A 17,507-nucleotide genomic window follows, 5' to 3' on the forward strand; every position below is an offset into this window, starting at 1 on the left:
TTTTGCCCCTCCTGACGCATGTCTAGGGGGGCTCCCGATGGCCGTACGCGGCCGGCACCGCCGGTATCAGCCGAACAGGATCAACCGCGCCTCGCTCACCGTCACGGCAGGCGGCGCCGGCATGGCGCTGCCGTTCATGGGTGCGTCGGCAGCCCAGGCGGCGGACGTGGGCACCTGGAACAAGGTCGCCGCCTGCGAGTCCAGCGGCAACTGGAGCATCAACACCGGCAACGGCTTCTACGGCGGACTGCAGTTCACACAGTCCACGTGGGAGGCCTACGGCGGCCGGGCCTACGCGGCCCGCGCGGACCTGGCCTCCAAGGACCAGCAGATCGCCGTCGCGGAGAAGGTGCTGGACGGGCAGGGGCCGGGTGCCTGGCCGGCCTGTTCGGTCCGGGCCGGACTGACCCGGGGCGGAGGCGAGCCGGACATCCGCCCGGCCGCCGGGCACGCCCGGCACGAGGACGCCCGGCGGAAGGACACGCGGAAGAAGACGTCCATCGAGGACGTGAGGCCGCAGTCGACGCCGCAGTCCCGCGCGGGCAACGCCGAGATGTACACCGTGGTCCGCGGCGACACCCTCTCCGGCATCGCCGGCGAGCACGAGGTCAGGGGCGGCTGGCGCGGGCTGTACACCGCCAACCGCGCGACCATAGGCGACGACCCCGACCTGATCGTGCCGGGTCAGCGGCTCGCGCTGCGCGGTGAAGGCGCGACGAGGACGCGCCCCGTGCCCCGGCCGGCCGAGAAGGCGCGCCCCGCACCGGAGGAGCCGGCGAAGGAGCGGGCACGGGACGGGGCGAAGCAGGACAAGGCCCAGGGCCGGCACAAGGAGGCGGGCAAGGAGCGCGCCGCACGGTCCACCGGCACCCGCCACGGCCTCGTCGCCCCGGTCGGCGCCTCCCCGGGCACGCCCTACCGCAAGGCGGGTTCCGCCTGGTCGAAGGGCTACCACACCGGTGTCGACTTCCCCGTCCCCACGGGCACGACCGTCAAGTCCGTCGCGGCGGGCAGCGTGGTCAGCGCCGGGTGGGGCGGCTCGTACGGCTACCAGGTCGTGATCCGGCACTCCGACGGCCGCTACAGCCAGTACGCGCACCTGTCGGCGATCTCCGTGCGCGACGGGCAGTCGGTGGGCGCCGGCCAGCGCATCGGCCGCTCCGGTTCCACGGGCAACAGCTCGGGCCCGCATCTGCACTTCGAGGTGCGGACGGGGCCCGGTTTCGGTTCGGACGTCGACCCCGTGGCGTACCTCAGGGCCGGCGGCGTCACGATCTGACGCGTGTGCGGTGCCGGTCGAGCACCGGCAGCGGGACGTACGGGATGCCGTAGAACGGGGCGTAGGGCAGCGGGCGTTCGTCGTCGGGCACCGCCGGCGGCTGCCCGCTCCCGGACGCCGCCTCGGGGGAGGCGCGCGGGGCCGCGGGGCCCGGCACCAGCACGTCCTCGACGAGCAACGGCCCAGCCACGCGCCGGCTCTCCACCCCGGCCGCCCCGGCCGCCCCGCTCCCGCTCACCCCGCCACCACCGGCATGCTCGGGCACGCCGCCCACGGCGACCGCCTCGGGCAGGTCCGCTGGGCTGTCGGGCACGCCGCTCACGGCGACCGGCTCGGGCAGGTCCGCTGGGCTGTCGGGCACGCTGCCCGCGGCGACCGGCTCGGGCAGGTCGGCGGGGCTGTCGGGTACGCCGCTCACGGCGACCGGCTCGGGCAGCTCGGCGGGGCTGTCGGGCACGCCGCCCACGGCGACCGGCTCGGCGGGGCTGTCGGGTGCGCGCCGGCCGGCGACCCGCTCCGGCTGCTCCTGCGCCAGCCGCTCGGTCGTCAGCAGGATCAGGCCGCCCGCCGCCACCACACCGCAGCTCAGCGCGAGCGCCGTGCCGGTCGTGCCGTAGCGGAAGCTCTCGCCGAACATCGTGATGCCGACCACGGCCGCCACCACCGGGTTGACGACCGTCAGGGTGGCCAGCGGGGCCGCGAGCCCGGCGCCCCGGTAGGCAGCCTGGGAGAGCAGCATGCCGGCTGTCGCCAGGACGCCGATCACCGCGAGGGACGGCACGTCCGCCGCCGAGACGCCGCCCGTCCAGTCGACCGCGACGGTCTTGGTGAACACCGAGGACATGCCGAAGGCGATGCCCGACGCGGTCGCCAGCAGCATGCTCCGCACCGCCGGATGCCGGTGGGCGGTCCGGGCCGCGACCATCAGCCCCACCACCACGCCCGCGGTCACGAGGGCGACGCCCACCCGCTCCGCCCCGCTCAGCGACCGCGCGTCGGACGCGGCGACCAGGGACAGCAGACCGGCGAGCCCGACCGTCGCCATGATCGCGCCCCGCCACGCCGTGGCCCCCGCCCTGCGGCCGACGAACAGCGCCGCCATCGGCAGCGCCACGACGATGGTCAGCGCGCCCAGCGGCTGCACCAGGCTCAGCGGACCGTACGCCAGCGCCACCACGTGCAGCAGACCGCCCAGGCCGTTCAGCGCGACCGCCGCCCACCATCCCGGCCGGCGCAGCGGAGCGTACTGCTCGCCCGGCGAGGACTCCGCCACCCGCTCCTGCACGATCGCCCCGCCCGCGTAGGCGAACGCGGACACCAGCGACAGCAGGACGGACAACGCGAGGGCGCTCATCGGCTGCTCCTCTGCGTGAGGCGGGGGCGCTCGGCCCGGCGCGGCGAATGGTCGGCTTTCATGTCCAACACCCTGCCGTGTCCGGGTCTTCCCGTCGTCGTCCCTGAGCACTCATTGGGTCCTACTGCCGATGGAGTAGGGGCCTGGCCCCGTCATCCCCTGGGTGGGCACCCCGGGTAGGGGGTCCCCGGGCAGCGCCCCTGAGGGGTCTTGGTACTACTGCTCTTCGTGGACCTCGACCCCGACCTCGCCGCGCTCCGCCCGCTCGGCGGCTTCTTCGTGCTGCGCACGGACGGAGCACGAGCGGACTCCCTTCCCACTCTGGCACAGGCCTACGCCGTCGCGGCACCCGATCTGCCCGGAAATCCCCTGGTTTTCCGTCTGCGGAAGGTCGCCGCCGCCCTGGGCACCCGCGAGATGCGGGTCGCGGCGTCCGTGACCCACCAGGGACTGGCCGCCCGGCTCTGGTCCATCGCCCTCGGCAGCGCCGTGCTCTACGGCGCCGTGCCCGGCCTCGACGCCGGGACCCTGCGCTGGGACCCCGGCGCCGGCGCCCCCGACGACCTGCGGCTGGCCGGCGTACGGGCGCTGCCCGCGGACGCGGCGACGGTCGCGGACGTCGTCCTGCGCGGGCATCTGGACCCCTTGGCGAGGGCCCTCGCCGCCCACGGGCGCCTCGCCCCGGGCCTGCTGCGCGGCAACGCCGCCTCCGCGCTGGCCGGAGCGGCCCGCGAACTCGACCGCTGGGCCCGGCGGCACGGCCGTACCGACGTGTCCGCCCGGGCCGGCTCGCTGACCGCCGAACTCCTCGGCCGTCCCTCGCTCGCGGGAGCCGGAACGCTCACCGGCACGGCCTTCCGGCGGCGCAGCTGCTGCCTGTACTACCGGGTCCCCGGCGGGGGCGTCTGCGGCGACTGCTGTTTCCCGCGGCCGCCCCGCTCTTCCGCACGCGGCGCTCGTGGGTGACCATGAAAGGGAACGGCCGCTGAGAGCAGGGAGTTGCGGGTGCGAGTGGGACTGCTGACCCGGGAGTACCCGCCGGATGTGTACGGCGGTGCGGGCGTCCATGTGGAGTTCCTCGCCCGGGAACTGAGACCGCTGGTCGATCTCGACGTGCACTGCTGGGGCGAGGGCCGCACCGACGGCGTACGGCGCCACCGGTCCTGGTCCGCGCTGGACGGGGCGAACGACGCGCTGCGCACCTTCTCCGTCGACCTCGCGATGGCCGCCGCGCTCGAAGGCCGCGAGCTGGTCCACTCGCACACCTGGTACGCCAACCTCGGCGGCCACCTCGCCAAGATGCTCCACGGCATCCCGCACGTGATGACCGCCCACTCCCTGGAGCCCCTGCGCCCCTGGAAGGCCGAGCAGCTCGGCGGCGGTTACGAGCTGTCCAGCTGGGCCGAGCGCACGGCGATCGAGGCCGCCGACGCGGTCGTCGCCGTCTCGGGGGCCATGCGCGAGGACATCCTGAACTGCTACCCGGCGCTGGACCCGCGGCGCGTGCACGTGGTGCACAACGGCATCGACACCACCCTGTACCGGCCGGACCCCGGCACGGACGCCCTCGACCGGATCGGGCTGGACCGCTCCCGCCCGTACGTGCTGTTCGTCGGGCGCATCACCCGGCAGAAGGGCGTACCGCACCTGCTGCGCGCGGTGCGCGGCATCGACCCGGCCGCGCAGGTCGTGCTGTGCGCGGGCGCCCCGGACACCCCGGAGATCGACCAGGAGTTCCGTGAGCTGTTCGCGGAGCTGAGCGAGGTCCGCGACGGTGTGTTCTGGATCCCGAAGATGCTGCCCCGCCCGGAGGTGATCCAGCTCCTGACGCACGCGGCGCTGTTCGTCTGCCCCTCGGTCTACGAGCCGCTCGGCATCGTGAACCTGGAGGCGATGGCCTGCGGCACGCCGGTGGTGGCCTCGGCGGTCGGCGGCATCCCGGAGGTCGTGGACGACGGCGGGACCGGTCTGCTCGTCCCGGCCGGCGACGGTTTCGAGGCCGGGCTCACCCGGGCCATGGACACCGTCCTGGCCGACCCGCGGGCGGCGCGGCGCATGGGCGAGGCCGGGCGGGAGCGGGCGGTCGGGGAGTTCGGCTGGGACGCGGTGGCCCGCCGCACGGTGCGGCTGTACGAGGAGATCGTCAAACAGGCTTAGTGGGTACTGGTCAGGGGCAGGCATCGGGGAAATCGGCGATAGGGGAGCGGCCATGCGTGGTGGTGGTGGTCCTTCGGTCCTGGGGATCGTGCTGGCGGGCGGTGAGGGCAAGCGGCTGATGCCCCTGACCACGGACCGCGCCAAACCCGCGGTGACCTTCGGCGGCACGTACCGCCTGGTGGACTTCGTGCTGTCCAACCTCGTCAACGCCGGCATCCTGCGCATCTGCGTCCTGACGCAGTACAAGTCGCACTCGCTGGACCGGCACATCACCACCACCTGGCGGATGTCCAACCTGCTGGGCAACTACGTCACGCCCGTCCCCGCCCAGCAGCGCCTCGGCCCCCACTGGTACCTGGGCAGCGCCGACGCGATCCTGCAGTCGCTGAACCTGATCTACGACGAGCGCCCCGAGTACGTGGCCGTGTTCGGCGCCGACCACGTCTACCGCATGGACCCGCGCCAGATGCTCACCCAGCACATCGACAGCGGGGCGGGCGTGACGGTGGCCGGCATCCGGGTGCCGCGCACCGAGTCCTCGTCGTTCGGCGTGATCACGCCCGGCTCGGACGGGCAGACGGTGGAGCGCTTCCTGGAGAAGCCCACGGCCCCGCCCGGCCTGGCGGACGACCCGAACTGCGTGTTCGCCTCCATGGGCAACTACATCTTCACCACCAAGGCCCTCATCGAGGCGCTCAAGCGGGACGCGGAGGACGAGTCCTCCGTGCACGACATGGGCGGCTCGATCCTGCCCCAGCTCACCGACCGGGGCGAGGCCGCCCTCTACGACTTCAGCGCCAACCACGTCCCCGGCGAGACGAGCCGCGACCGGGGCTACTGGCGGGACGTCGGCACGCTGGACGCCTACTACGAGGCGCACATGGACCTGATCGCGGAGCGGCCCGCCTTCAACCTGTACAACCGCAGCTGGCCCATCTACACGCACTCGTACCAGCTCTCGCCGGCCCGGTTCAACGCCGGCGGCATCGCCAGCGAGTCCATCATCAGCGCGGGCTGCCTGGTCCGCGGCCAGGTGACGCGGTCGGTGCTGTCGCCGGGCGTGGTGGTCGACCCGGGGGCGGTGGTGCAGGGCTCGGTGCTGCACGACAACGTGCACGTGGGGCGCGGTGCGGTGGTGCGCGGCGCCGTCCTCGACAAGAACGTGGAGGTCCCTCCGGGCGCGACCATCGGCGTCAACCCCGAGCGGGACGCGGAGCTGTACACGGTCTCCAAGGGCGGCGTCATCGCCCTGGGCAAGGGGCAGCTGGTCACCTGACGGGACGGCGGACGGGACTTTGTCCTGCCTCTGGACGAAGCCCCCGATCCGTGTTGTCATGCCAACGTCTTGTACATGACAACGTTGGCATGGAGGTTCCGTGCGTCCCCGACGCCTCAGAAACCGCCTCACGTTACTGCTCGCCGCGCTCCTGGCCCTCACCGGCCTGAGCGCCGTCCCCGCGCTCGCGGACGACCCCGCCGGGATCCACGGCCTCAAGGGCGAGTACTACACCCACTCCGCCCCCGGCGCCTTCGACTTCGACACCCTCAAGGCGACGACCTTCGAGAAGAACCTCGACTTCGACAACCTCGAACCGCGCCTGAACTTCACCACCGGCCGCTCCGACGACGTCAGCGTCCGCTGGACCGGGAGGATCGTCCCGGAGCGGACCGGTGCGCACACCTTCTCCGTCTCCGCCGACAACGGCTTCCGCCTCTGGATCGACGGCTCCCTCGCCATCGACCACTGGGTCGACGACTGGGACCGTGAGCAGACCTCGGCGCCGGTCGAGCTGACCGCCGGAACGCCGTACGACATCAAGGTCGAGTACTTCGAGCACTACGGCGGCTCCAACTTCCACCTGCGGTGGACGCAGCCCGGAGCCGCCAAGCAGCCCGTCCCGCAGTCGGCCTTCCGCCTGCCCGAGGGGTTCGACTACGACGGAGCCCTCGCCGCCACCGTCCAGAGCAGCGGCCGCACCCTGAAGCTCGACTTCGCCCGGCCCCTCGCCGCACCCCCGGCCGGGTTCGCCGAGCACCTCACGGCGGTGATCGGCGGCGCCACCTGGCCGCTGGGCGACGTCCGGCCCGACCCGTCCGACCCCACCGCCCTCCTCGTGGCCCTCGACGAGCCCGTCGTCGGCAACAGGACCGGCACGGCCAAGGGCTCCGCCGACGTCCGCTACGACGGCGAGGGCGGCCTCTCCGACGCCGACGGCAACGTTGTCAGCGCCTTCTGGACGAGCGGCCCCAACCACTCGACGTACCAGCTGCGGACCCGCTGGGCCGACGACGTCGGACCGGACAACGCCCTGCCCGAGTACCCGCGGCCGCAGCTGACCCGGGACGACTGGCGCAACCTCAACGGCCGCTGGCAGTTCGCCGCCGCCGAGCCGGGCGAGCAGCCGCCCGTCGGCAGGACGCTGAAGGAGCGCATCCTCGTGCCCTACCCGGTGGAGTCCCAGCTCTCCGGGATCGAACGCCACGAGGACCGCATGTGGTACCGCCGCACCTTCACCGTCCCGCGCGACTGGCACATCGGCTCGGCCCAGCGGCTCAAGCTCAACTTCGGGGCCGTCGACTGGCGCTCCGAGGTCTACGTCAACGGCACGAAGGTCGCCACGCACGAGGGCGGCTACGACAAGTTCGCCGCCGACGTCACCGACGCGCTGCAGCCCGGCCGCACCCAGGAGCTGATCGTCGGCGTGTACGACCCGACCGACGCCGCCTCCGGCGAGAACCCGCCGCTCGGCAAGCAGCGCCTGGACCCCAGCGGCATCTGGTACACCCCGTCCTCCGGCATCTGGCAGACGGTGTGGCTGGAGCCGGTGGCCCGCGACCACGTCGACTCCCTCAAGATCACACCCGACGTGGCCGGGGAGAAGGTCACCGTGGAGGCCCGGGGCGTCCGCGACGGCGTACCCCTCACAGCGACGGCGTACGAAGGCCGGCGCAAGGTGGCCACGGCCCGCGGCCGCACCGGCGCCCCCCTGACCCTGACCGTCCACGACCCGCACCTGTGGTCGCCGGACGACCCCTTCCTCTACAAGCTGGAGGTGAAGGCCGGCGCCGACCGGGTCGGCAGCTACTTCGGGATGCGCTCGATCGCCGTCGAGAAGGTGAACGGCGTGCCCCGCACGCTCCTCAACGGCGAGCCCGTCTTCATGATGGCCACCCTCGACCAGGGCTTCTGGCCGGACGGCCTGCACACCGCGCCCACCGACGAGGCCCTGGCCTACGACCTGAAGGTGCACAAGCAGCTCGGCTACAACTCGGTGCGCAAGCACATCAAGGTGGAGCCCGACCGCTGGTTCTACTGGGCCGACCGGCTCGGACTGCTGGTCTGGCAGGACATGCCGGCGATGACCGCCGGGGTGAACCCGAGCGCCTCCGCCCGCGCCCGCTACGAGCGGGAGCTGAAGGAGATGATCGACGAGCACGTCAGCAGCCCGTCGGTCGTCATGTGGGTGACCTTCAACGAGGGCTGGGGCCAGTACGACGTGGGCCGGGTCGCCGAGCAGGCCAAGGCCTGGGACCCCACCCGCCTCGTCAACAACCAGTCCGGCCTGAACCTCGGTGCCGACGGCAACGCCGGCGACATCATGGACGAGCACGGTTACCCGAGCCCCGCCCTGCCGCCCCGCCCCGACGGGGAGCGCGCCCTGGTCAGCGGTGAGTACGGCGGACTGGGCCTCGCGGTGCCCGGCCACGCCTGGTCCGTGCAGCAGTCGTACGTCGACGTCGACCCGGCCAGCTACACCGAGGACTACCTCGAGAAGCTGGACGAGGTCCGGGCACTGGCCTGCAAGGGCGGCAACGGTGCCGTGTACACCCAGATCGCGGACGTCGAGGGCGAGCTGAACGGTCTGCTCACCTACGACCGTGCGGTGCTCAAGCCCGACACGGCCAAGCTGAGGGCCGCGCACGAGGCGCTGATCCGTGACGCCTCCCGGGTGACTCCCACGGGGTGCCCGGCGCCGCAACCTGTGCTGGACTAGCGGCACATGCACCATGAGTCCCGCCCCCTCACCGGGGCGGGACTCGACCCGCTGTGTACTGTACGTAGTCTGATCATGCTTGACCGTAATCGGCTGGGAGCGATTGACTGCCGGCTCATCCATCGTCGACCGAGGCAAGCCCTTGACTGCTGATCTGCTCGCTCCTCTGGACCTGGCGTTCTGGAACCTCGAGTCCGCGGACCACCCGATGCACCTCGGCGCCCTCGGGATCTTCACCGCGCACTCGCCCACCGCGGGCGCCCACGCGGCGGACCTCCTCGCGGCCCGCGCCGCCGGCGTCCCCGGGCTGCGCATGCGGATCCGCGACGTGTGGCAGCCGCTGCCCGCCGCCCTGCGCAGCCCCTTCTCCTTCGGCGGCGCCGCCCGCGAACCGGACCCGGACTTCGACCCCGTGCACCACGTCCGGCTGCACGCCCCCGCCACCGACTTCCACGCGGCGGCGGGACCCCTCATGGGACGCCCGCTGGAGCGGGGCCGGCCGCCCTGGGAGGCCCATGTGCTGCCGGGTGCGGACGGCGACTGCTTCGCGGTGCTGTTCAAGTTCCACCACGCCCTGGCCGACGGGCTGCGGGCGCTGACCCTCGCCGCGGGCGTCATGGACCCGATGGACCTGCCCGCCTCCCGCCCCCGCCCCGCCGCGCCCCCGCGCCCCCTCCTCCCGGACGTGCGCGACGTGCCCGGGATGGTGCGCGGCGCCCTGTCCGACGTGGGCCGCGCCCTGGACATCGGCTCCGCCGTCGCCCGCTCCTCCCTCGACGTGCGCTCCACCCCGGCGCTCGGCTGCGAGCCGAGCGGCACCCGTCGTACCGCCGGGGTGGTGCTGGACCTCGACGACGTGCACCGGATCCGCAAGACCGTCGGCGGCACGGTCAACGACGTGCTGATCGCCGTCGTCGCCGGCGCCCTGCGCCGCTGGCTCGACGACCGCGGCGACGGCAGCGAGGGCGTCGCCCCCCGGGCCCTGATCCCCGTCTCCCGGCGCCGTCCGCGCACCGCGCACCCGCAGGGCAACCGGCTCTCCGGGTACCTGATACGGCTTCCCGTGGACGACCCGGCCCCGCTGGCCCGCCTGGCCTCGGTCCGGGAGGCCATGGACCGCAACAAGGACGCCGGCCCCCACCGGGGCGCGGGCGCCGTCGCCCTGCTCGCCGACCACGTCCCGGCCCTGGTCCACCGGCTCGGCGGACCCGTCGTCGGGCAGGCGGCACGGCTCTGGTTCGACCTGCTCGTGACCAGCGTGCCGCTGCCCAGCCTCGGCCTGAAGCTCGGCGGCCACCCGCTCACCGCCGTCTTCCCGCTGGCCCCGCTGGCCCCCGGCCACTCCCTGGCGGTCGCCGTCTCCACCTACCGGGGCAGCGTCCACTACGGGCTCGTCGCGGACGGCGAGGCGGTACCCGACCTCGACCTGTTCGCGGCGGCCGTCTCCCGGGAGGTGGCGGAGCTGACCGAGGTGTGCCGGCCCTGAGCGGGCACGGGTTTGGCGGAGCGGCCCGGCGCTGAAGTAAAATTCGCCGTTCGAATGCGGGCGCGACCGGCGCGCCACGACGGCAGAGCAGGGAACGCAGCGGCGATGACGGTGACAGAGGACGGCCCGCAGGCCATCAACGAGGCGAGCGGGCTCCCGTACGGACCCGGTATCGACCCCGAGCGCCTGGCCGTCTGCCTCAGCGTGCTCGAGGAACTCGACAAGCTCGAGGTCGACCATCCGGACGCGATCGCCGTGCGCCGGGCCACCGCGGGCGTCTACCGCACGGTCAAGCAGCGCCGCCGCCAGGAGCGCCGGGCGGCCAAGACCGCCCACGACAAGGCGGTCACCGAGGCCACGGCGACCGGCTCGGCCCAGCGCATCGACGACGAGACCGAGGGCCTGCTGCCCTCCTCGCGCACCGAGGAGGGCCGGATCGCGGGGATACTCCAGCGCCCGCGCTCCTGCTACACCTGCAAGGCGCGCTACGTGGAAGTCGACTACTTCTACCACCAGCTCTGTCCGGACTGCGCCCGCGTGAACCGCGAGAAGCGCGACGTGCGGGCCGACCTCTCCGGCAAGCGCGCCCTGCTCACCGGCGGCCGGGCCAAGATCGGCATGTACATCGCGCTCAGGCTGCTGCGCGACGGCGCCCACACCACGATCACCACGCGCTTCCCCAAGGACGCCATCCGCCGTTTCAAGGCCATGGACGACTCCGCGGACTGGATGCACCGGCTGGAGGTCGTCGGGATCGACCTGCGCGACCCGGCCCAGGCGGTGGCCCTCGCCGAGCAGGTCGCCGAGGCGGGCCCGCTCGACATCCTCGTCAACAACGCGACCCAGACGGTCCGCCGGCTGCCGTCGGCCTACGCCGCCCTCGTCGAGGGCGAGAGCGCGCCGCTGCCCGCCGGTGAACTGCCCGCCCACCACGTCATCGGCGCGTTCAACTCCGGCGCGGTCGACGGCCTCGCCGCGCTGCCGCTCGGCACCAGCGGCCTGGACGCGCAGAAGGTCGCCGACCTCGCCCTGGTCGCGGGCAACGCCAGCGTGGAACGGCATCTGGACGGCACCGCGATCGACGCGGGGGGCCTGGTCCCCGACGTCGTCGACACCAACACCTGGGTGCAGACCATCGAGCAGATCTCCCCGGTGGAGCTGCTGGAGACCCAGCTGTGCAACTACACGGCGCCGTTCATCCTCATCAGCAAGCTGCGCCCCGCGATGGCCGAGGCGGCGAAGAAGGCGGAGAGCGGGCGCGCGTACGTCGTCAACGTCTCGGCGATGGAGGGGGTGTTCGGCCGCGGCTACAAGGGTGCGGGCCACCCCAACACCAACGCCGCCAAGGCCGCGATGAACATGGTCACGCGCACCAGCGCCCAGGAGATGTTCCAGACCGACGGCATCCTGATGACCTCGGTCGACACGGGCTGGATCACCGACGAGCGGCCGCACTACGACAAGCTGCGGCTCGCCGAGGCCGGTTTCCACGCGCCGCTCGACCTGGTCGACGGCGCGGCCCGGGTCTACGACCCGATCGTGCGGGGCGAGGCCGGCGAGGACCTGTACGGGGTCTTCCTGAAGGACTACGCCCCCGGGAAGTGGTAGGGCGCCCCGGGCGGCGGGCCGGTGACGGACCGCCGGTTGCCGCCCGGCCGCGCCAGGGGACCCGGAACGGCGCGAGCACGGCGGCGTGTCTCGAAAGGGCCGTCGCTCACCTACGCCGAACGAGTGATTTGTGAAACGCTTATTGGGCGCCAAAACGGGGCGAAAACCCCCGGTGAACGGCAGATGACGCGCGATCGTTACCGGTTGTTTTCAGCCCCATCGAGCGGGGGTCCGCTCATGTGGTTAACCTGAGGCGGACGGACAGCAGCACGGGTCCTACCCACACCCACGGTCCGTCTGGGACAAGCCGGTTCACCACGGCTGCTCTCCCGTGAGTCGACCGGCGCCACCGCGTCCGAACTGCACATGACACGCAACCCCGAGGGGGCGTCAGGCGCAGCTGGACCGGCGCGTACGTCCCCAGGGTGACCGACACATAAGGAGTGCGCGGTGACACCGGAGAAGACGAAGCGCGATCAGCGCCCCAAGGAACTCGGCGAGCGCGCCGGCCGACGGGCCGACGAGCTCGGCAGCCTCGACGTGTGGGCCCGTTCGGCCCCGATCCGCCTCGCGGGCTACGAGGACGACCTCGCCGAGCCCCACATCCTGCCCAGCGTCGACTGACACGGGCGGGCCCCCACCGCGATCTCCGAGCGCATGGGCGTGCCACACTCGCGCCCATGCTGTCAGGGAAGCAACGGCTGACGACTGGCCTCGCATCTGGCCGTTCTGGCACCGCATCGTCGCCGCGGGCGAGACCTACGCATGGGACCCGGGAACCTCCGAGCAGGAGGCCCGGGTCCTGTGGATGAACCCGGCGAAACGCGTCTGGGTCGTCGAGGACGACGGCGGCGCCGTCGTCGCCTCCGCCTACCTCACCCCCAACTACGGCGGCCCCGCCGCCCGGATCGCCAACGCCGGCTTCATGGTCGACCCCGACCGGGGCGGCCGGGGCCACGGCAGGGCCCTTGCGGAGCACCTGCTGACCGAGGCCCGGGCCGCCGGGTACCGGGGCATGGTGTTCAACGCCGTCGTCGAGACCAACCCGGCCGTGCGCCTGTGGACCTCGCTCGGTTTCACCGTGCTCGGCACGGTTCCGGACGCCTTCGAGCATCCCCGGCACGGCCTCGTCGGACTGCACATCATGTACCGGGCGCTGTAGGCGGCGGGTGCCGGACCGGTCCGCGAGGGCCCGGCCGCGGCCGTCAGGGCCGGGCGTACGGCCGGGTCATGATCTCCATGTTGTGGCCGTCTGGGTCGTCGAAATAGGCGCCCCGGCCGCCGAACAGGTCGTTCACGCGGCCCGGTTCGGTGTGCCCCGGGTCGGCGTAGTAGGTGACGCCGAGCGCTTCCAGCCGGGCGATCATCGTGCCGAACTGCTCCTCGGGCACCAGGAACGCGTAGTGCTGCGGCTGGACGGGCTCGTCGCGCTTCTCGTAGTAGTCGAGGGTCACGCCGTTGCCCAGGTCGACCGGGAGGAAGGGGCCGAACGGGGCGCCGACCTCCAGACCCAGGACGGCCGCCAGGAACTCCGCCGACAGGCGGCGGTCGGAGGCGTAGACGGCGGTGTGGTCGAGGCGGGCGACCGTGGTCGGCGACTCGGTGCGGGAAAGGGGGGACAAGGGTGGCTGCTCTCCGGGTGTCGGGTCGGTGACGAGGCGCCGCTGAGGGGCGCGGGAGCGAGGACGCGCAGACGTGAGGCGGGGCGCGTGCCCTTGCCGGCGCTCGGAGGGGCCGGGGCGGGGCCGTCCCCGCCGGGCTCACTCCGAGGCCGGGCGCCTCACTCGTGCTTGGCCTACGGCCGACCCGGCAGTCACCCGGCCGACTCTAGCCGACCGGCGCGGTGCGCGGCCACGGCTTTCGGGCCTCCAACTGTTCGGCGAGCGCGAGGAGTCGGGACTCCGAGCCCGGCAGTCCGACCAGCTGCACCGAGCAGGGGGCGCCGGAGGGGAGGGTGCCGAAGGGAACCGCCATCGCAGGCCAGCCGGTCAGGTTCCACGGCGGGGTCAGAGGCGAGTAGGCGGTGTTGGCCAGCAGGTTGCGCAGCCAGCCGCGTTCGTGCCACGGGCCGGCCTGGGGGGAACGGCGGGCGAGCGCGGGGGTGAGCAGCACGTCGTGCTCCGCGAAGAACGGCTCCAGCCGCTGCCGCAGCTTCTCGCGTCCCGCACCGGAGGCCACCGACGTGACGAAGGGGCGGCCGATGCGCGCATGGACGCGGGTGCGCCGGGTCAGCCGGTCCGGATCGAGGGCCCGGGCGTCGGCGGCCGTGCCCGCCGTCCAGTGGACCAGCGAGGTCGTCGCCAGGGACAGGGGGTAGGGCGGGTCGGCGCGGCGGACCTGGTGGCCCGCCCGCATCAGCACGCCGGCCGCGTCCCGGGCGGCCGCCGCGTAGGGGCGGCTGACGGTGGTCCCGGCCAGCGGGCTGCGCAGCGACACCGCCACCCGGAGCGTTCCGGAGCCGGGCCCGAACTCCGTTCCGGCGAGGACCGACAGCACCAGCCGGGCGTCCTCGACGGTGGTGGCGAGCGGGCCGTGCTCGGCCATGCCGAACCAGGTGCTGCCGTCGCCCGTCGGCACCACGCCGCGGCCGGGCTTCACGGTGACGAGGCCGCAGTTGGCGGCCGGTATACGCAGGGAGCCCATGCCGTCGTTGCCGAGCGCGACGGGAACCATCCCGGCGGCGACGGCGGCGGCGCTGCCGCCCGACGAACCACCGGCGGAGCGCGAGGGGTCCCAGGGGTTGCGGGTCACGCCCAGCACGCCGTCCGTCGTCCCGAAGACGCACAGTTCCGGCACGTGCGTCAGCCCCACGACCACCGCCCCGGCCGCCCGCAGCCGGGCGACCGTCACGTGGTCCCGTTCGGCCGGTGTGTCCGGCGTCGCGGCCGAGCCGATGCGGGTGGACTCACCGCGCACCGGCAGGTTGTCCTTGACGGCGACGGGCACCCCGGCCAGCGGCAGCTCCGCGAAGTCGCCGCGGGCCGCCACCTCGTCCGCCTCCGCCAGCGCCGCACGGGCGCGCACGGCACGGAACGCGCCCACCCGGCCGTCGAGCCGCTCGATCCGGGCGAGGTGCTCGGCCACCACATCGCGGGGCGTGACCCGCTTGTCGCGGACGGCGGCGGATATCTCGGCGGCGGTGCGGCCGGCCCAGGTGGTCACAGCGGCTCCTCGGAAGGATCGACACGGACTTACTGACGAGTACGCAAGGAGAACTGTGCACCCGGTGGTCCGTGCGCGTCGAGGCCACCGGGCGGGCCGGGGGCGGCCGGTACGGCGGGGCCGGACCTCGCAGGGGAGCACCATCAGCGCAGATGGCGGGCGAAGAAGGCCTCGGTGACATCCATCTCGGCGGCCCATCGGGGACCGAAGGTGTGGCCCTCGCCGGGGACCCTGCGCAGCTCGACGTCCTTGCCCGCCGCGTCGAACACGGCGGCCGCCTCCCGGGACCAGGCCGGCGGGCAGGTCTCGTCCGCGGTGCCGTGCTGGATCAGCAGCGGCTCGGTCACGCGGTCGGCGTAGGTGAGGGGGGAGACGCCGCGCCAGAACGCCGGGTTCTCCTCGGGAGTGCCGTGCTCGTCCTCGATCTCGGCGACGACCGGGTCGCCGTCGGGCCGCTGGAAGTGGTCGAGGTTCTCCTCCGGGCGGGCGCTCACCGGGGCGTACGCCACGGCGGCGTCGAACAGGCCGGGCGCCACGACCAGCGTGTTGTACACGACCCCGCCGCCCATGGACCGGCCGAACAGCCCGATGCGGTCGCCGTCGATCTCCGGGCGCCCGGAGTCGCGCAGGGCCAGTGCGGCCCCGATGACGTCCTCGGTGTAGCCGAGGCGCAGGTCGACGTCGTTGTCCGGGTCGTCGTCGGAGCGGGCGTGGTTGCGGTAGTCGGTGTGCAGGACGACGTAGCCCTCGCGGGCCAGGCGGTCCTGCTCGCGCGGCATGCCCTGGCCGCTGACGTAGACGTCCGGGTCGATGTAGCCGTGGGCCAGCACCAGCGCCGGGAACGGCCCCTCGCCCTCGGGGACGTTCATGACGCCCGAGATGGTCAGGCCGTTCGCCTCGTACGTGACCGCGCGGCGGGTGTAGGCGGAGGTCCGGTCGAGTACGTCGCCGAGCCGGAGATCCGAGCCGGTGTGCTCGCGCCGCATCAGCGCCGGGAGGGAGACCGGGTCGACCGGCCCGGGGGAGGGGGAGGCGCTGCTCGGGCTCTGCTCACCGGCCGCACGCGTGGTCACGGTGCCGGTCGCGGGCGCGGCGGACCCGTCACCGCCGGTGCAGCCGCCCGCGACGGCCAGCAGCAGCCCGGCGGCGGCACAGGCGGTGCCGCGTGGGCGCATACCGTCCATTGTGCCGCGGCGCTGCCCGGCGGGCCCGGGGAGTTGGGGGGCGGGGTCAGGCGGTCGGTGCGCGGGGGCGCGGTGTCGCCGGTGAGTGGCAGGGGGCACCGGGGCGCCGGGGCGTGATCTGCGGTGGTGCCGCCGGGGCCCGCCGCCGGGTGCCGGTCCTGGTTCGCGGGCCCGTCGGGCCGGTCCGTCGCGGGAGCGTGGGGGGTTCGGCCGGGCGGGCGGCCAGGGCGTGGGCCCTGGTGCTGTCGGGCGGGCCCTACGGCATGACCCGGGACGGCCCCGTGCTGTTCCGTTCGATCAGTTCCGGCACCGGTACCCGTACGGTCCGGGCCGGGCCGCCGTCCAGGAGGGCGGTCAGCTCGCGTGCCGCCGTGCGGCCGAATTCCACGCTGTCCCGGGACAGCGCCGACAACCACGGCTTGACCAGACGGCACAGTGCGGAGTCCTCCCAGGCCACCACGGACACGTCGGCCGGAACGGCGAAGCCCAGGTCGGCCGCGGCGGCGACGCCCGCGACGGCCATCACGTCGTTGTCGTAGATCAGGGCCGTCGGGGCGGCCGGTCCGCTCAGCACCCGGCGGGTGACCGCCGCACCCGCTTCGTCCGAGTAGTCGGTCGGGACCGACTGCACCGCGGACAGGCCCCGCCGCTCCGCCTCGGCCCGCAGCGTGCGGATCCGGCGCTCGGTGTGGGCCAGTCCGGGCAGCCCCGCGATGTGCGCGATCCGCCGGTGGCCGAGCGCGTACAACCCGTCCACCACCGCCGCCATCGCGCCCGCGTCGTCCGCCCACACCGTCGACAGCCCCGGGTGCCGCTCCTCGGGGTCACCGCCGATCACCACGCCCGGCAGCCCGAGTTCGTCGAGCAGGGCGGGCCGGGGGTCGTCGGTGCGGGGGTCGACCACGAGGACCCCGTCGACCCGGTGCTCGGCCCACCACCGCCGGTACACCGCGCACTCGTCGTCGATGTCCTCGGCGATCTGGAACAGCAGCCCCAGATGCCGCTCCGCGAGGACCTCCTGGATGCCGGAGACGAGCTGCAGGAAGAACGAGTCCACGCCCAGTGTCCCCGCCGCACGGGCCAGGACGAAGCCGACGGTCGCGGCGCCCTCGCCGGACAGGGCGCGCGCCGCCGTGCTGGGCCGCCAGCCCAGTTGCTCGGCGACCCGGCGCACCCGGTCCCGGGTGACCTCGGAGACACCGGGCCTGCCGTTCAGCGCGAAGGAGACCGCGCTCTCGGAGACCCCGGCCCGCCGGGCGATGTCCTTCATCGTCGGCCGGCG

At 73.7% G+C, this 17,507-nt stretch carries 14 protein-coding genes; 9 read left to right on the forward strand and 5 right to left on the reverse strand.

The features are described 5' to 3' along the window. Positions 1–37: 37 nt before the first annotated feature. Positions 38–1,279 carry a transglycosylase family protein gene (locus ACZ4M5_RS03050; protein WP_467732435.1) on the forward strand — a complete coding sequence of 414 codons (1,242 nt, stop codon included), beginning with the start codon at positions 38–40 and terminating at the stop codon, positions 1,277–1,279. Here ACZ4M5_RS03050 and ACZ4M5_RS03055 read toward each other — a convergent pair. Next, positions 1,269–2,633: a DMT family transporter gene (locus ACZ4M5_RS03055; RefSeq protein WP_467732436.1), complete on the reverse strand. Its 1,365-nt coding sequence runs from the start codon at positions 2,631–2,633 to the stop codon at positions 1,269–1,271. The genes ACZ4M5_RS03050 and ACZ4M5_RS03055 overlap by 11 nt on opposite strands. Positions 2,634–2,861: 228 nt before the next feature. Here ACZ4M5_RS03055 and ACZ4M5_RS03060 point away from each other — a divergent pair, with 228 nt between their 5' ends. From ACZ4M5_RS03060 to ACZ4M5_RS03095, 8 genes are all read left to right on the forward strand, one after another. Further along, positions 2,862–3,599, forward strand: a complete 738-nt coding sequence (locus ACZ4M5_RS03060; protein ID WP_467732849.1) for a (2Fe-2S)-binding protein — start codon at positions 2,862–2,864, stop codon at positions 3,597–3,599. A 39-nt stretch (positions 3,600–3,638) separates the two neighbouring features. Continuing rightward, positions 3,639–4,790, forward strand: coding sequence for a glycogen synthase (gene glgA, locus ACZ4M5_RS03065; RefSeq protein WP_467732438.1), 1,152 nt, complete (start codon positions 3,639–3,641; stop codon positions 4,788–4,790). 52 nt (positions 4,791–4,842) lie between these two features. Continuing rightward, positions 4,843–6,066 carry a glucose-1-phosphate adenylyltransferase gene (glgC, locus tag ACZ4M5_RS03070; RefSeq protein ID WP_467732440.1) on the forward strand — a complete coding sequence of 408 codons (1,224 nt, stop codon included), beginning with the start codon at positions 4,843–4,845 and terminating at the stop codon, positions 6,064–6,066. 100 nt (positions 6,067–6,166) lie between these two features. Beyond that, positions 6,167–8,785 carry a PA14 domain-containing protein gene (locus ACZ4M5_RS03075; RefSeq protein WP_467732442.1) on the forward strand — a complete coding sequence of 873 codons (2,619 nt, stop codon included), beginning with the start codon at positions 6,167–6,169 and terminating at the stop codon, positions 8,783–8,785. A gap of 142 nt (positions 8,786–8,927) precedes the next feature. Continuing rightward, entirely contained in the window at positions 8,928–10,271 is a 1,344-nt protein-coding gene (locus ACZ4M5_RS03080; protein WP_467732444.1) for a wax ester/triacylglycerol synthase family O-acyltransferase, read from the forward strand. Between the two features lie 105 nt (positions 10,272–10,376). Further along, positions 10,377–11,879 carry an SDR family NAD(P)-dependent oxidoreductase gene (locus ACZ4M5_RS03085; protein WP_467732446.1) on the forward strand — a complete coding sequence of 501 codons (1,503 nt, stop codon included), beginning with the start codon at positions 10,377–10,379 and terminating at the stop codon, positions 11,877–11,879. Between the two features lie 450 nt (positions 11,880–12,329). Further along, on the forward strand, positions 12,330–12,503 hold the full coding sequence (locus ACZ4M5_RS03090; protein ID WP_333936385.1) for a hypothetical protein: 174 nt from the start codon (positions 12,330–12,332) through the stop codon (positions 12,501–12,503). A gap of 94 nt (positions 12,504–12,597) precedes the next feature. Further along, entirely contained in the window at positions 12,598–13,041 is a 444-nt protein-coding gene (locus tag ACZ4M5_RS03095; RefSeq protein ID WP_467732851.1) for a GNAT family N-acetyltransferase, read from the forward strand. Positions 13,042–13,084: 43 nt separating this feature from the next. On the opposite strand, the gene ACZ4M5_RS03100 is transcribed toward ACZ4M5_RS03095, so the two are convergent. The 4 genes from ACZ4M5_RS03100 to ACZ4M5_RS03115 form a co-directional block, all read right to left on the reverse strand. Continuing rightward, complete coding sequence (locus ACZ4M5_RS03100) at positions 13,085–13,501, reverse strand: VOC family protein (protein WP_467732448.1); 417 nt, start codon at positions 13,499–13,501, stop codon at positions 13,085–13,087. Between the two features lie 205 nt (positions 13,502–13,706). Then, positions 13,707–15,041, reverse strand: coding sequence for an amidase (locus tag ACZ4M5_RS03105; RefSeq protein WP_467732450.1), 1,335 nt, complete (start codon positions 15,039–15,041; stop codon positions 13,707–13,709). Between the two features lie 143 nt (positions 15,042–15,184). Then, positions 15,185–16,216, reverse strand: coding sequence for an alpha/beta hydrolase family protein (locus tag ACZ4M5_RS03110; protein ID WP_467732452.1), 1,032 nt, complete (start codon positions 16,214–16,216; stop codon positions 15,185–15,187). Positions 16,217–16,481: 265 nt separating this feature from the next. Beyond that, entirely contained in the window at positions 16,482–17,495 is a 1,014-nt protein-coding gene (locus ACZ4M5_RS03115) for a LacI family DNA-binding transcriptional regulator (RefSeq protein ID WP_467732853.1), read from the reverse strand. Positions 17,496–17,507: the final 12 nt, after the last annotated feature.

Source organism: Streptomyces sp. NPDC026246, from assembly GCF_055567995.1.

Bases quoted from the DNA above. Each gene is read 5' to 3' on its own strand.
- ACZ4M5_RS03050 (WP_467732435.1), top strand. From the start codon at position 38: ATGGCCGTACGCGGCCGGCACCGCCGGTATCAGCCGAACAGGATCAAC.
- ACZ4M5_RS03055 (WP_467732436.1), bottom strand. From the start codon at position 2,633: ATGAGCGCCCTCGCGTTGTCCGTCCTGCTGTCGCTGGTGTCCGCGTTC.
- glgC (WP_467732440.1), top strand. From the start codon at position 4,843: ATGCGTGGTGGTGGTGGTCCTTCGGTCCTGGGGATCGTGCTGGCGGGC.
- ACZ4M5_RS03085 (WP_467732446.1), top strand. From the start codon at position 10,377: ATGACGGTGACAGAGGACGGCCCGCAGGCCATCAACGAGGCGAGCGGG.
- ACZ4M5_RS03110 (WP_467732452.1), bottom strand. From the start codon at position 16,216: ATGCGCCCACGCGGCACCGCCTGTGCCGCCGCCGGGCTGCTGCTGGCC.
- ACZ4M5_RS03115 (WP_467732853.1), bottom strand. From the start codon at position 17,495: ATGAAGGACATCGCCCGGCGGGCCGGGGTCTCCGAGAGCGCGGTCTCC.